Origin of the sequence: Variovorax sp. CCNWLW225 (genome assembly GCF_037204045.1) — a bacterium.
Classification (GTDB): Bacteria; Pseudomonadota; Gammaproteobacteria; order Burkholderiales; family Burkholderiaceae_C; genus Variovorax.
On the sequence record NZ_JBBCBV010000008.1, the window covers coordinates 43,730 to 58,819 of the forward strand.

Below are 15,090 nucleotides of genomic sequence, written 5' to 3' on the forward strand. Positions count from 1 at the left end.
TCAAAAAACATCAGCTCGGATTCGGCGGCTGCTTGCGCCAGCTTTGGCGGCCAAACTGCAAGCCGTGATTGACGCGTCGTTCGGCATTTGCCTCGGGGTCGAACACCCGCTCTCCGCGAATGGTCTGCCTGCCCGCACCTGTTCCAGTACCGGTGACCTGACCGCCGGCCATTGCATCTGCGCCGTTGAAAAATCCATCGCCGTTCATGTCGAACACGACGTACTCTGTTCGGCCACCGCCGTTCGGATCGATGCCGTAGATCGTGCCGCTCATGCCCGCCGCACAAGGGTCGTCTGAAGTCCGCACCGACGAGAGGAACAGTCCCCTGCCGTACAGCGTCATGTCATAGACCACCTTCTCGCCGTTGCGTGGCAGGTCCACGACCCAGCCCCACTTTTCGACATCGATATCCCGCTTGGCGGTCGTGCCGGTCTTGTACCACTGCACTGTGTTGTTCGTGAGCGAGAAGTTGCCTGAGCCGGTGTCCAGTTCCGCGAACGACTGGCTCTGCATGTCGGCGCGTCCTTTGGCCACCGTCGGCAATGGTGTGGGCGCCGCCACACCCTTTTCGTTGTAACGCTCCCAAACGCCATACACGGTCTGCCTCTGCGTGCTGCTCTTGTCGCTGGCGGTCAGCAGGCGGCCGGTGCCAATGATCACCAGGTCGCCCTTGCCTGTGGGGTGCGGCACCACATAAGGAGCCGCCGTGATCGCCTGGCGCTTGCCGTCTGCGTCCTTGGCGGTGAAGAACTTCTGCACCGTCCAGGCCGAGACGTCGCCGCTGCTCATGTCGAAGCGCCACACGTTGCCCGCCAAGTCGCCCGCGTAGGCCAGGTCCACCTTGCCATCGCGGGTGTTGTCCACGGCGGTTGCACGCGAGAGTCCGTTGCCCAGGGGCAGCGAAGCCGTCAGCTCGGCAGCCGACATGCCACCATCCAGATTGAATTGCCGGAGCACCGCGCCATTGGAAATATCCAGGACGAACAGGCTGGCACCGCCGCCACCCGCCGTGCTGTTGCCTCCTTGATAACCGCCGGGTACCAGGGCAACCCACTTGCCTTTGCCGGTCGCCGGATCATTGAGTCGTGCGATGGTCGGCTGCGGCAGGGAGTTGCCCATGTTGGCGTTCTGATCGGACCCAAACTCCCACAGCAGTTGGGGCGATGTGGGGTCGGTTATGTCCAGCGCAAACACTTGCCTGCCACCCGCGCCCAGGCTGCCGATCATCACCTTGTGCCACGCTCCGCCGAAATACACGTCCGAGGCAACCGGTGAGCCGTCGACGTAGTAGCGGTGCGATGTACCGTCTTTCTTGCCGTAGTCGGGCGCGGTGAGCGTGTTCAAGCTGTTGCGCAATGCGGTGGGGATAAATGCGAACTCCTCCACGCCGTTCTCGGCACGGAAGGCGTGGAGCATGCCGTCGTTGGCGCCCACATAGATCATCTCCGGCTTGCTTGCCTGACCGGTGACAAAGTCGGCGTAGTTGCTGCCGGTGCCTTCCAATGCATCTGCAGCTGTTGTCCGGTAGAGCGCGCCCTTTACGCGCAGCGGCGACGAATTGACGATATCACCGAGCAGATTGGGCTTGCCGCTGGGCAGGGCCTTGCGGGCGCGGAACGTTTCGTTTTCGCCGCGCAGGAAGCTGATGCGCTGTTCGGCCCTGGCATCTGCCTGGTTGGTGGCAGGGTTCCTGTTGAGCGCAGTGAGCCAGGCCGCATCGGCCGTCTGCCCACCAATGCCCGCAAAGGTGAAGGGTCGCAAGGTGGGCGTGGTGGCGCCTGCACCTGCATAAAGAATATTCCGGGGCGTTGTGCGCGCGGCCAGCTGCTCTGCTGCGCTCCACTGACGCACGTAGTTCAAGCCGGTGGTGGCGTTTTCCGTGAGCCTGTCGCGGATTACGTCACCGACCCAGCCTTCGGCCTCGAAGCGGGTGCGGTAGATATCCGCGCCCGAAGCGATCGTGCCGCCGGGCACGTCCACCGACACCGCCGTCACGGAGTTGGTGTTCTGCAAAATGTCGTTGAACGCCTTGGTCATCTGCGCCTTCAGCGTGGTGGCGTTGGTGACCAGGAAATAGTTGTCCGGGTCGCCCGCGACCGAGGCGGGATCACGCCCTGGCATGCCGTATTTGGCGGCATACCACAGAGGGCCTTTGAGGAAGCTACCCGAAGAGCCCGTGGTGCTCGGGGTGAAGGTCCGACTGGCCGTGAGCGGCAGGTTGGCACACTCCGAATCGTTGGATTTCCCCACGCAATAACCGGGCGCACGGTTGGGAGGCGTGTTCAGTGCGTAGTACACCGAGCCGGTGTCCTTGTCCCGCACCTCCAGGTACATGCCGTCCTGATTGGTACCGGAAATCACATAACCCATGTGCTGCCCGATGCCGCCCGCAGCGTACTCGGACAGCATGTCGACCTTCACGCTGCCATCTGCCTGCAGCGCAACGGTGTAACGCGAGATGGCGTCCATGTCGTGGTCGGCGCCCTGCTCCACGTCCTCGTAGTTGATACGGAACTCTGCATAGGGCCGCCCACCGTTGATGTTGGCATTCTGGTCGGCTGCGCCGGTGTTGGCGATGCGGTCGACGTAGTAATCCACGATCTGGTTGGTCGGCGCGAAACGCGTGGGATCGATGTTGTAGCCGGTAACAGACTTGGCAAAAGGGGAGATCGTCACGAATCGGCTATTGCCTACCGGAAACCGTATCTCGGGCAACGGGGAAGCAATGGCTACCGAATAAGTCATCAGCCGGTTCTTGCCCCGGGCATTGCCAAAAACAGCGTTGTTGGCACCAAAACGCGAGACCCCCGCGGAGTAATAGCTGCCTTCCTTACTGGGCTCTTGGGGCGAGAGTCCGCGCACCCATGAGAGATCGTCGACCGTCTTCACAGACGGTGCGCCGTTCGCATTGGTCGACGTCGACTGGCCGATGAAGAAGTTCTTGCCATTGATGCCCTCGGCCGTACCAATGGCCTGGACCTCGTTGGCTACGTTGAAGCCAGTCAGCGCGTCCGCATTGAGCGCGATGGACTGGAAGCGGCTACCCGGCATCTTCGTGTCATACGAGGGATTGATGTCGCTGACCACCGTCATTACCGGACGCGCGCAATGCTGATAGCCGCCGCCGTTCGGTTTTGCCGCGTAAGGCGACACCCAGTCAGGCTTGGAAAGATTCAGAGGATCTACGCTGTCCTTCGCCCCGCTGCCATAGTCGTACTGACTGTGCGGACCGGTGGCGCCACCAAAATAGCGCAGCGTCTCGAACATCATCTCGCCGACGGGATTGCCCCACATCGAACATATCGACGGATCGGTCTTGCCGCTGATGGGACCGTCGGCGATCCAGCCGCAATCGTTGTACTGGCTGCCGTTGAAGCCGATCAGGCGAAGGCGGTCCATGTTGGCAACCACGCCGGCAACGCCGGTCTGGAATACGCCCGTTTGCGGGTTGACTTCGTCGGCAAAGCTGCTGATGTTGCGCCGCAGGATGCCCCCCGCGATGTTCTTCTGGTATGAGCCAGAAAGTAGGCCGAAGTACATCTTGTTGTTTTCACCGAAATCGTGCAGCAAGCCTGTTGGCTTGTGGACGGGCGTGCCGCCGCTGTTCGGATAGGACTTGCAGCTGGCTTCACGTAAGGCCGAGTCGTTGCTGGAGCAGGTTTCCACCCGAATCTTGTGAGTCGTGATGACGCTGGCGGCCCGCGTGATCTTCATCGCCAGCCCCCAGTTGTCGCCGCCCCCTCCTTCGACATGGCGAAAGATCACCTTTTTCCAGCCTGCCGTGGTGAAGTTGAAGTTCCTCGAATGACTTTCTAAGCCGGTTTGGCTGCGGTCTCCGCCGTGGCCGCCGTACCAGCCCCAGTCGGTGCCGTCGATGGTGGCCTCTACGGCGTCGTCTCCATCAACTGCGAAGGTGTAGGCTCCAGCCGTGGGAATGTAGATCTCGCCTTCGATCTGGGTCAGATAGTTGTCGTGGGTGCAGCCATTGGTGCCGCTGAACGGGTTGTTCTCTCCGCCGGAGGTATCAATCAGACCGATCGGGCCCGTACCACACCTGTTGGCGTTGATACCGTTGTCGGAGAAGAACTTCTTCATTTGCGACGCGCTCGTCGGTGTCGCCGAAGTGTTGGTCTTCTTCCACGTCATGATGGTCAGATTGCGATACGCGCTGCTCGGCAATATCTCGAATGCCGAAGTGCCGTTGGTTGCGCATGCCACCCCGCCCAGGCAAAGCTCTTGCCCCGCAGTTCCTTCTTTGGATACCCAGTCCCAGATCTGGAACTTGGAGTCGTTGAGCACCCGCAGGCGAGGGATCGCGTTGTCGCCGCTTTCACCCAGTGTGGTCACGGCAAAGAGATGGCGGGTGCCGCTCACCGGCTGGGTCAGCGGCGCGTAGTCGCTGATGTTGTAGACGGTGCCGTCGCGGGCCGGGTCGTAGGCCTTGCCCCAGGAATGCGCGTCACGAGGCAGATAGGCGGCCTGCAGAACGGTGCTGGTGGTGGTGTCGGTCACACGCGTTCCGCCGTAGAGAACCCGGCGGATGGCATCCATGCGCGATGTGGACAGATAGTTCAGGAAGTCGCCGCTCCAACGAGTTCCACCGGCACATATCTTCTTCTTGGCACCCGTTGCAGCAGCGACCGGCGTGAACTTGTCGTTGCTGTATTCGTAGCAGGCGTTGTTGTTGAAGTAGCCGTAGTAGTCGATCTGGTCGGGCTTGTAGCCCACGTCGATCACGCCGTCACCGTTCAGATCGGAGGCATCGTTGTAGGCCTCGTAGTAGAGCTTGTGGTCGCGCCCCATCACCAGCATGTTCAGCGGCGGGTTGCTTTCGCTCACAAACAGCGGCGTCTGTGCCAGGCCCGTGTCTCCGCTGTCCTGTGCGGTAGCCAGGTGCTGGCCGAACAGCAAAGCCGCTGCGGCTGCGAGCAGGCCTACCGTATGAAAGATGCGAAAGGGTGAGCGGTTTGAACCGGTGGAACGAGCCATTTCAGCCCTCCTCGATTATTTGATGAACAGATTGACCGTGGAGCGCAGGCAAAACGCCTGAGGTCCGCAGGTTTGGACGTCGTCGTCGGCAGTGGCCTGGGCGTTGAGCTCGTAGAACTCCATGCAGCCGGCATTTGCGGCCTCGAGCGCCGATGTGGCGCTCGACCCCTTGGGACAGACGGTGGAGATGTAGCGCGGATACCAGGAGGCGTAGGGCGCCGCAAACCCCGCGGCAGCGGCATGAGCGGTAAACGACGTGTTCAGTCCGAGGACATCAGTACGGGCTTCGGAAACGTAGCAGGGCTTGACGCCGTCAAAGGGGCTGGTCGCACCATCCGCACACTTGGCAAGCGATATGCCGTACTTCTGGATAGTGCGTTCGCCTTCGCGCAGCGCGCCGTCCGCCGTCTCTTGAAGTTTCTGGCTTTCGAGCATGTTGCCCGCGATGCGCGCCTCCAGCGTGACGCTGCGCATTCCAACCACCGCCAGTACCAGTACCAGCAGCATCATGATCATCGCGACGAACAACGCGGCTCCGCGCTGTCGTGCGCGCGGGGAAGTAGACAAGGAGTGGTGTGGCGCGCTCATGGCATCAGGTTTCTTAACGTGAGGGAGCCGCTGGCAAGCTGGTAGAGCTGGCCTTTACTGGTGTCGCAACTGGCAGCGGCGCCGCCTGCGCCTGCCCATCGGGCGCACACCGACGAGTCGATGCCTCCAGTGACTCTCTCGGTCGTACTCGCCAGCAGCACGGCATAACGCAACGAACGGATGACGTCGTCGCCCGTAGGAGTGGCCGTCTTGAATTGCTCGACGCGACGCTCGGCGAACGAGTCGCTGCCTTTGCCGACGCCAAATTCGAAATGCACGCCGCGAACGCCGGCAGCCACTTCCTGCTTGTTGGGGTCGGCCTGGCTGCCGGCTTGGCAGGCCAGCGATTCCCCACTGAGGAAATACTTTTCGACGAACATGCCGGCGCCCAGGGCCGGCGCGGGTGGTGCTTCATACGCCTTCAGCCCGGCGATGCCCGCCGCCGATCCCGCACAGTCTTTCTCGTCGTTGTCGCGCGCCTGGTAGCGGATGCACAAAGTGCTGGCGTTGACCGCGTACATCGCCTGGCCCACCGCGAACTTGCAACCATTGGGATGCGCAGCTTCGTCCGCTGGAAATGCCTGGTCCATCGCCTGCGTCGGGTCGCGCCGGTAACCGGCCTTCGTGAACTCGTTGTCCAGGGCTCCCAAAGCGTAACGGCTGTTGCCGAGGTTCTCGCTTTGGCTGGTGCGAAAACCGAAGTTGCGCAATCCTTCCATGTATATCGTGGTGGCGATCAGGATGACGAAGAGGCCTACGGCCACCGCCACCATGAGTTCCACCAGCGAAATACCTCGCTCGGCCGCGCGAAAGCGCTCGATGCTGCAACCGTGCGTCAACTGCTGATATGTACGCTGCATGGACTCAGAGCCTCGATCGCAACGTGTAAGAGCAAAAATCATTCTCTGATCCATCCAGACATTGGCCCTTCTTGACCGGCCAGGCGACGGTGACCGAGATGACGCCGGTGCCTGCATCGAGGCCGACGATGAAGTTGCTCGTGAGAAGAGCATCCGGCAGTTCAGGCATGAGCTGTTTGGCCCGTGCGCCCCAGCAACCCAGCCGCTTGGCCGGCTCGGCGGCCAACGGCTTGCAATCGTTCGCAGCAACAGTCGCCAGTTCTGCGCCCGCCGCTTTCGCATAGCCGCCCAGATCCACCTTGGGCGCGCCGTTCGCATCCAGAGCGGTGAGCGTGTCGCCGCGCATCGTCTCCATCAGTTCGGAGGCCACCATGGAGGCCATCTGGCGCCGCTCGGTGTCGGTGGTGAATCCGATGGCGCGCACATGCATGCCCGCGGCGCCGAGCAGGCCGATGCTCACCAGCAGAACAGCCATGAGAACCTCGATGAGGCTCAGGCCCGCCTGCCGGGATGGCGAAGAAAAAGAACGAGAGAATTTCATGGAAGAAACTCTGACAAGACCTCCGGGCCTCATGGGCAAGCCTCGCCGGCTGCCAAGCGTTGCACGCGCACCAAGCCCGGGCCGGTTACGCTGAGACACTGCACGCGCGTTGCATTGGTCGTGGAAAAGGACAGCGTGTACGGAGCACTACCGGAAGCAGGTCGGGCCTGGCCCGAGACCTCGAAGGCCACCCCCCCAGCGGAGTCGGGCTCGACGCTGACCACATCAGACAGTGTGGCCTCGCGCAGCACTTGATTCCCTACCTTGACCTGCCACTTCTGGCCCATCGCGGTAACGGTGCTTTCAGTGCGCTTGTAAACGCTCTCGGCGCGGGCGAACTCGAAGAGGGTCTGGAGTTCCTGGGCTGCGGATGTCACCCTTTGATTCGCGATCATCGTCGTGAACGACGGTGCCGCTATCGCCGCCAAAATAGCCACCACTGCGACGACAGTCATCACCTCTATCAAGGTGAAGCCCTTTTGCGCCTGCGGTGACAAAGTTGAGTTTTTCATTGCGCGCCCGGTCGTTGACCTAGGTGTCAAAGGTGGATTGATAACGTTTCTGATGGTAACGTTTGTCCGTCGAATTGTTACCTGAACATCGGACCGCTCGCCGCGTCGGAATGACCGTTTGTCCGGAATTGCAGGCTCTTGGCTGTCAAACGTGTGTGCTTTTGATGGCAGGTGCTTCGCATGCGTCGCGCGAGAGAACGAACGGTAGGAGACGCAGTTCAACGGCGCGCAGTCCGGGGGCGGCGCGCAAGTAGCCGCCAAATGACCACGCACGCGTATTCCGTTCGTGCGCAATCAAACTGGAGCCACGCTGGTAGCGCCAACGGTGTAGCCGGATTCATGCGCGACTGCGCAGTTGCTCGACTTGATGGAAAGATCGATCTAGCACTTCTTGCAGTTCACCCTCTCGTCCGCCCGAAGGTAGCTGCAGTGTGGCCCGATCTAGAAATTCTTGACCAACACCTATTGAAGCCTTGAACCAAAGACGCCAATCGGCGCTTCATTCCGCGATAGCTAGCACCTCGGCAGAGCGACTCGAAGGTTAGCTCTAGGAACTCGGCTCAGTTCCATGGCCGGAGATCAACAACTGCGACAATTTTTCCACTATTTTTATTCAGCAAAACTGTCATTGGCCTAGCTTTAGCCATCATGGGAAGCCAAGCGTTTGCCTCGGGCCATTTCGCAAGAATAGTATCTATTTCTATCTTATGATTGAACTGAGCCAGCTCGTTCAACGGGTGGGCTTTGTTTTTAATGCTGCCGACTTCGTCCACGAGTGGCAGGTATAAGTCCGGGCGTTGAGGTAGATCGGGTCCCCCAATGGCCGACTCCATCACAAGCTGGTTATGTCTCTTTGGATCACTGGGCCTACGGGACGCCACCCACCGGGGACCTGTCCAGGGCGGCTGGCGGAATTCAGGGCGAGTCTCAACTGCGAAACGAGTATCGAGCTCATGCGCTTGAGCGACGTCGAATCGATCAACATTGAATACCAGCCATGCTGGTCGGGCAATAGCGATTGTCCCCAATCCATAGCAAAACGCGCTCAACTGCAAAGCAATGATGACAGTCAAATCAAGTCGCAGTGTTTTTTTCCCAACTTTATAGACAATAAAAGTCAGGATGGGACCTACTATGACATCAACGGCCAGCACAATTAAAAAAATACCGCTCACCCCCAAAGCCGAAGCCATGGGAGGAGGATACCAAAGCAGGTAGACCAATCCAACCGCGAAAAGTGCCAATAAGATCGATCCACAAAGATGGACCAAAGATGCACGCAACTTGGAAATCATGATATATGAGACGAACTTCAACTTCGCTCAAAAATTACTAAATAGAACCCAACGTAGCCGGCAAATCCTTGCCGCTCTCTCCGGGAAACCAATTGTCAAAAAAAAACGACGTGCAAGCACGTCGTTTTTTTGAAAGAGTCAGAAACTGACTAGTTCAGCAGCATCGTGCTTATGCACGGCATTCTGCAGGAGCGTACTTGCCGAGGAGAGTCGCAGCAGCCGGTGCGCCCGTCTTGCCTGCAGCAAAGCAGGTCCAAGTGATTGGAGCGGTGGGCGGCGTGCCCGCGGCAATTGCGGCGGCACCCGATTGGGGAACGAGCGAAATGGTTGCGGTCGCAGCAGGCGCAACGCGCGCAGTGTAAAGGACGTCAATCTGGCCAGTCGCCGTGGTGACCGTAACGCTGGTCACGTTCGTGGAGCCGATTGGGTTGACGCAAGTACCCGCTGCGACGCAAGTCGTTGCAGCGCCCGTACGCATTCCTGCAGCCAAACCGCCATTTGCGTCGGGCGAGCCATTCGCGGCGTTGTCGGCCACCGTGACCTTCGCTTCCGAAGCCAGCGACAGACCTTCTGCCACACGGCTGCGAATGGTGTAGTCCTGATACGCCGGCAGAGCCACAGCAGCCAAGATACCAATGATCGCCACAACGATCATCAATTCGATAAGGGTGAAACCCTTTTGCACGTTGCGTGCGATGGAACGACGGTTCATTTGAAAAACTCCAGGTTGGTTTGTACAGCCCGGGAACCAAGCCCGGAGCGCAGTACCTACCGCAGCATCTGTGCCACCCCGTTTCGAGCGTTTGGCCGACGAAACCGGTCACTTCATACGTACACAAGTTACATCGAGTGACACAAACCGTTTGCAAACGCCCCAAAACGTGACAAATTTGTCATGCCAGCCTGCCTAGGGCTCAAAAAGTCAGCACCCCATTCGCCTTCAACCACCGGATATCCCGCTGCGCCAACCCCGGCACCTGATGCCCGGCCAGCAGCTGGATCTGGCTCATGATTTCTTCAGTTTCAGCCGGCTTGGTATGGGTGATGTAGATCGGGTAGTGCTTGCCGGGGTCGATAAGCGCCAGCTCGTCGGCCAGCACGCGGGGCGACAGGTGCAGGCTGCGTTCCGCCAGCGCCTGCTCGCGATTGCTGAAGGCCGTTTCGATGACCAGCATCGCCACGTCCAGCGCGTTGACGCGGTCCCAGAAGGGAGCGTTGCGTTCGGTGTCGCCGGTAAAAACCCAGTTGGCGCCGCCCTCGGCGCGGCACACGGCAAAGCCGCAGGCGGGCACGGTGTGAACGGCGGGGAGAACCTCGATGCGCTTGGGGCTTGCGCTGCCAAGCTGCAGGACTTGGCCGACTGTTATGTCGTGAAAGCTTACGAAGGGCGCCTGCGGGCTTGGAATGGTTTCAAAGTCGGGCCAGATGACGTTGTTGAACACATGGGCGCGCAGCGCTTCGATGGTGGAGCGCAGGGCGTGTACGCGCACGGGGCGGGTACGGCGGGCGCCGACGGCGTCGAGCATGAGGGGGAGCGCCGCGATGTGGTCGAGATGGCAGTGAGTAAGCACTACGTCGTCGATGCCTGCCATTTCGTCGAGCGTGAGGTCGCCCACGCCGGTGCCGGCATCGACGAGCAGGTCGGTGTCGACCAGGAACGATGTGGTCCGGCAGTCCTTGGCGATGGCGCCCGAGCAACCCAGCACGCGAACCTGCATTGTGAAAGACCCCCTGCTTGTGCCTGTCGTCATTTGGTTTCGAACCGGGTTGCGCCGTCCCATTCAGGGTCGTAAGGCCGCAATGCCATGGAGGCTAATCGCTGCGCGTAGAGCTGGTAAAGGACTTTTTTGGCATCCGCGGCGAGCAGCGGGTCCAGCAAGTTTCGGCCGGCAGCCCAGTCCTGGCGGCGGTAGGCGTCCAGAACGCCGGCCCAGCGGTGCAGTTGCTCGGCTTGCTGTTGTGCGGCGGCGGTTTGGGGCGCGGCGTCGGGCGCGAGAGGAGTGAACACGGTAATGGCCTGGGCCTTGCCTTTGACAAGTACGCTGTCGAGCTCCTGCCAGAGAAAGCCGGGCGCGAGTTCGCGGGTGGCGCCGCTGGCGACGATCTCCACGCCGTAGTGCGCGCTGAGGCCCTCGAGCCGGGACGCGAGGTTGACCGCATCGCCCACGACGGTGTAGCTGCGCCGCGCCGCGGAGCCCATGTCGCCGACGCTCATTACGCCGCTGTTGATGCCGATGCCCACGCTGATCTGCGGGCGCCCGTCGGCAACGTGAAGCTTGTTGATGTCGCGCACGGCTTCGGCCATTTCGAGCGCGGCGCGCACGGCAAGGGTGGCGTGGTCGGGGGTGTCGATGGGCGCGCCCCAGAAGGCCATGACGCAGTCGCCCATGTATTTGTCGACGGTGCCGCGGTGCGCGCTGATCACGCTGGTGAGCCGGTTGAACAGGGTGTTGAGAAAGGCCTGCAGCTCGGCCGGGGTCATCTGCTCCGAAAGGCGGGTGAACTCGCGCATGTCGCAGAACATGACGGTCATGTTCTTGCTCTCGGCGCGCATGCTGTAGCGGCCGGGGGTCACGAGCATTTCGTCGACGAGTTCGGGCGGCACGTAGGTGCCGAAAAGCCGCGCCAGCCCGCGGCGCGCGCGGGCCTCGATGAAGTAGCCCCAACCCATGTTGAAAACGAAAGCCAGCGCCGCCATGGCCATCGCCGACGCCAGTGGAAGCACGAGGCTGTGGTTCTGGTAGAGCCAGGCGTTCACGCCGACCAGCACGGCAGCTGTGACGATGCCCAGCACGACGGCCCGCGGCGCCGGCAGCAGCGTGAGGCCCAGCGCCAGCACGAGGCCCGCGGCCAGCACGTTCAGCACCTCGTAGCCGGGCGCGTAGTCGGGCACCGCGAGCAGGCGGCGGTCGAGCATGGCCGACACCACGTTGGCATGCACCTCGACCCCAGGGAAAGCGGCACCCACGGGCGTCGCGCGCAGGTCTTGCAGGCCCGGCGCGGTGGCGCCCACAAGCACGATGCGGCCCTTCAGTTCGCCCGGCGCGAGGCGGCCCTCGAGCACGTCGCTGGCCGGCACGTAGCGGAACGAGCCGCCGTTCGCCCCACCCAGGCCGCGAAACGGCACCTGCATGCTGGCCGTGGCGTCGACCGGCACGCGCAGACCGCCCACGATGAGCGATTGCAGCCGGGGCACGGCACCGCCCGATGCAAAGGCCGGCAGCACGGGGGGCATGCCATTGGCGAGCCGGTAGACGGCCAGGCCCAGCGATTCGTAATACCCCGGCCGGCCGCTGTCGCCCTCATAGCGGGCAATGAGCGGCACGGTGCGAATGATGCCCTCGTCGCTCGAGGTAACCAGCGTGTTGAGAAAACCCGATGCGGGCGCGGCGGCCGCCAGCACCGGAAGGTTGGCGCCGAAGCCGTTCCACTCGGTGGCGTAACCATGGCCCGCCGGAAAGGCTTCGGGCAGCAACAGCGGCGTTGCCGGCAGCTGCCCCTTGGCGCCGGGCTTTTCGGTCCGCGTGAAGTAATAGCCCAGGGCCACGCGCTGGCCGTCCAGTGCCCTGGCAAAGATGGCGTCGTTGTCGAGCGATGGCGCCACGCGTTCGATTTCACCGGCAAGCCCCGGCATGTCGCGAAGCGGGCCGCGCGCAATCTGCCGCAGCTTGTCGAGGCCGGAGCTTCGGTCCGGCTCGACGAACATCACGTCGAAGCCCAGCACCGCCACTTGCTGGCGCCCCGTGAGTTCCCTGGTCAGCCGGGCCAGCTTGTCGCGCGCCCAGGGCCATTGCCCTTGCCGCGCCAGGCTGGCGTCGTCGACGTCCACGATCACGATGCGGGGGTCGAGCGTGCCCGGCATGGTGGCGCGCAGGCGGGTGTCGTAGATCAGGTGGTCGAGGTGGTCGAGCACGCTCAGGCGCCAGGCGCCGGTGGCATGCGCCAAGGCCAGCAAAACCGGCAGCAGGGTAATGACGATGCGTGGCCAATGCCGCCGGAGCGCATTCATGGCGTCGGCGCTACGCGGGCCCTGAGCTCAGACCCGCACGAACTGCATGCGCGTGGCGCCGCCGAGTTCCAGCACGTCGCGTTCCTGCAAGCCGACGGCGTCGGTACCAAGGGGATTGCCGTTGAGCCTGACCTCGCCCATGACGCTGGCCGCCACATAGCCTTGGCGCCGGCGCGTGACAACTGCCACGGCCACGCCGGGCTTGCCGATGGTGGTGACGACCTTCTGCAGCGGCAGGTCCTGGCCGCCGCCGGTGTCCGAGAGTTCACGCAGCACCGGAACGCCCAGTTCGACCAGCGCGCCGGCTTCGGTCGGTGCGGACGAGAGGGGAATGGGGGACGAAAAATCGTCCGACACGTTGTGCACCGAGCCCGCGCCGGGCTCCAGGTTGTTGCGGGCGCGAAAGTGAATGCGGCAGCCGCCGAGCTCGATGACGTCGTTGTCCTTGAGCACCTGCTTCTGGACGACGAGCGCATTGACGTAGGTGCCGTTGGTGCTGTTGAGGTCTTCAATTTCGACTTCGCCGCCGCGCATGTGCAGCACGGCATGCTCGCCGCTCACCGCCAGGTTGTCGATGACGATGTCGTTGTAGGCGCGCCGTCCCAGCGTGGTGCGGTCCTTGGCGAGCGCCACTTGTTCGATGACAACGCCATCGATCGAAATGATCATTTTCGGCATTGCCGACTCCCCGATTTACAGAAATTGGTTGGTGGCAGGCGGAACAACGGGCGGTCGCTCGGGCCTGGGGCTAGGCGGCAGCAGGCGCATCGCCGACGCGCGCTTTTGCCAGGACAACGGAAATGTTATCCCGTCCGCCATTGTCGTTTGCAATTGCAACCAAAAGTGATGCTTTCTGCTGAAGTCCGACATCGTGGTTCAAAAGCGTGAAAAGCTGCGCATCCGAAATCATCTCGCTGAGTCCGTCGGAGCACAGCATATACAGGTCGTCGGGCCTTGCGGTGTGCTCATGCATTTCGAGCACCACCTGCGCCTCTACACCCACGGCCCGGGTCACGAGGTTGCGGTGCGGCGAATGCAGCGCCTCCTCGGCGGTGATTGCGCCCGCGTCGAGTTGCTGCTGGCGCAGCGAATGGTCGCGCGTGAGCTGCTCGAGCTTGTTGTTGCGAAGCCTGTAGCAGCGCGAATCGCCGATGTGGCCGACCAGCACGCGCTGGGGCCGGAAAGCCGCCAGCACCAGGGTCGTTCCCATGCCCTGCAGCTCCTCGTTGGCAATGCCGGCTTCGAGAATGGCCGAATTCGCCTCGTCGGTGGCGGCCTGCAAGGCACGCCGGATCACCCGCGCGGGCGCCTGGGGGCCGGCTTGCGCGAACCACCGGCCAAAACTGGCGTGCACCAGCGACACGGCCATGGCACTGGCCACTTCGCCGCCCTTGTAGCCACCCATGCCGTCGGCCAGCACGGCAAGGCCGAGCGCCGGATCGACATGGAGATCGTCCTCGTTGTGGGCGCGCGCGCGCCCCACGTCGGTGAGCGCGGCGAACTCCCAGGACAGCGGGGGCCGATTGGAAAAGAGGGACGCGCCGACGCTCACCATTGTGTACAAGCGTGGGCGCGCGGCATTCAGTGCCCGGCCGCAGCGCGTGCGCGCTGCTGCAGCAAGCGGCCGGCGGCCACGACAAAGAACGCACCGGCGGCCGCGGCCGCATAGTGCAGCCAGGGGTTGGCCGCGAGCACGCCATGCAGCGAGAGGTCGCTTGCAATCGTCTCCCCGCCGACCCAGCCGATCAGGGCGGCACCCAGCATGACGATGATCGGAAAACGTTCCATGAGCTTGATCATGAGCGTACTGCCAAAAATCACCAGCGGAATGCTGATTGCGAGGCCGAGCACCAGCAGCACCATGCTGCCTTGCGCGGCAGCCGCCACGGCAATGACGTTGTCCAGGCTCATGACCAGGTCGGCCAGCAGGATGGTGCGCACGGCAGCGAGCATGCTGCCGTATTCCTTGGCCTCGCCGTCATCCTCTTCTTCCTCGCCCAGGAGCTGCAGGCCGATCCACAGCAGCAGCAGGCCGCCGACGATCTGCAGGTACGGCAGCGCCAGCAGCCTGGCCGCGACGATGGTCAGCACGATGCGCAGCACCACGGCCGCGCCCGAGCCGAACAGCACGGCTTTTTGCTGCTGCGCGGGCGGCAGGGAACGGGCAGCCATGGCAATCACCACGGCGTTGTCACCCGAAAGAATGATGTTGATCCAGACAATCTTGACCAGGCCGATCCAGAAATCGGTGCTTTGAAGGAGTTCCATGTCTCTTTTCCACTGTGTTGTAGTGAA

The 15,090-nt window shown here is 62.3% G+C and carries 12 protein-coding genes; all 12 read right to left on the reverse strand.

Features of this window, described 5'->3' with window-relative positions:
• Nucleotides 1-10: 10 nt before the first annotated feature.
• On the reverse strand, nt 11-4,990 hold the full coding sequence (locus tag V9L20_RS15320; protein ID WP_337297243.1) for a PilC/PilY family type IV pilus protein: 4,980 nt from the start codon (nt 4,988-4,990) through the stop codon (nt 11-13).
• Between the two features lie 15 nt (nt 4,991-5,005).
• On the reverse strand, nt 5,006-5,578 hold the full coding sequence (locus V9L20_RS15325) for a pilus assembly PilX family protein (RefSeq protein WP_337297244.1): 573 nt from the start codon (nt 5,576-5,578) through the stop codon (nt 5,006-5,008).
• Complete coding sequence (locus V9L20_RS15330; RefSeq protein WP_337297245.1) at nt 5,575-6,438, reverse strand: PilW family protein; 864 nt, start codon at nt 6,436-6,438, stop codon at nt 5,575-5,577. Before V9L20_RS15330 ends, V9L20_RS15325 begins: the two co-directional genes overlap by 4 nt.
• Nucleotides 6,439-6,442: 4 nt before the next feature.
• On the reverse strand, nt 6,443-7,012 hold the full coding sequence (gene pilV / locus V9L20_RS15335) for a type IV pilus modification protein PilV (RefSeq protein WP_337297246.1): 570 nt from the start codon (nt 7,010-7,012) through the stop codon (nt 6,443-6,445).
• Nucleotides 7,009-7,491, reverse strand: a complete 483-nt coding sequence (locus V9L20_RS15340; RefSeq protein ID WP_337297247.1) for a GspH/FimT family pseudopilin — start codon at nt 7,489-7,491, stop codon at nt 7,009-7,011. The genes pilV and V9L20_RS15340 overlap by 4 nt, the downstream gene beginning before the upstream one ends.
• Nucleotides 7,492-8,051: 560 nt before the next feature.
• Nucleotides 8,052-8,786 (reverse strand): TfpX/TfpZ family type IV pilin accessory protein, encoded by a 735-nt coding sequence (gene tfpZ, locus V9L20_RS15345; protein ID WP_337297248.1) that lies wholly within the window; start codon nt 8,784-8,786, stop codon nt 8,052-8,054.
• A gap of 169 nt (nt 8,787-8,955) precedes the next feature.
• A complete protein-coding gene (locus V9L20_RS15350; RefSeq protein WP_337297249.1) occupies nt 8,956-9,498 on the reverse strand; it encodes a pilin in 543 nt (180 codons plus the stop codon).
• A gap of 202 nt (nt 9,499-9,700) precedes the next feature.
• Nucleotides 9,701-10,504, reverse strand: coding sequence for a 3',5'-cyclic-nucleotide phosphodiesterase (locus tag V9L20_RS15355; protein ID WP_337297250.1), 804 nt, complete (start codon nt 10,502-10,504; stop codon nt 9,701-9,703).
• Nucleotides 10,505-10,533: 29 nt separating this feature from the next.
• Entirely contained in the window at nt 10,534-12,795 is a 2,262-nt protein-coding gene (locus tag V9L20_RS15360) for a CHASE2 domain-containing protein (protein ID WP_337297251.1), read from the reverse strand.
• Between the two features lie 27 nt (nt 12,796-12,822).
• On the reverse strand, nt 12,823-13,473 hold the full coding sequence (locus V9L20_RS15365; protein WP_258503006.1) for an FHA domain-containing protein: 651 nt from the start codon (nt 13,471-13,473) through the stop codon (nt 12,823-12,825).
• Between the two features lie 70 nt (nt 13,474-13,543).
• Entirely contained in the window at nt 13,544-14,350 is an 807-nt protein-coding gene (locus tag V9L20_RS15370) for a Stp1/IreP family PP2C-type Ser/Thr phosphatase (RefSeq protein WP_337297252.1), read from the reverse strand.
• 26 nt (nt 14,351-14,376) lie between these two features.
• Nucleotides 14,377-15,063, reverse strand: a complete 687-nt coding sequence (locus tag V9L20_RS15375) for a TerC family protein (RefSeq protein ID WP_337297253.1) — start codon at nt 15,061-15,063, stop codon at nt 14,377-14,379.
• Nucleotides 15,064-15,090: the final 27 nt, after the last annotated feature.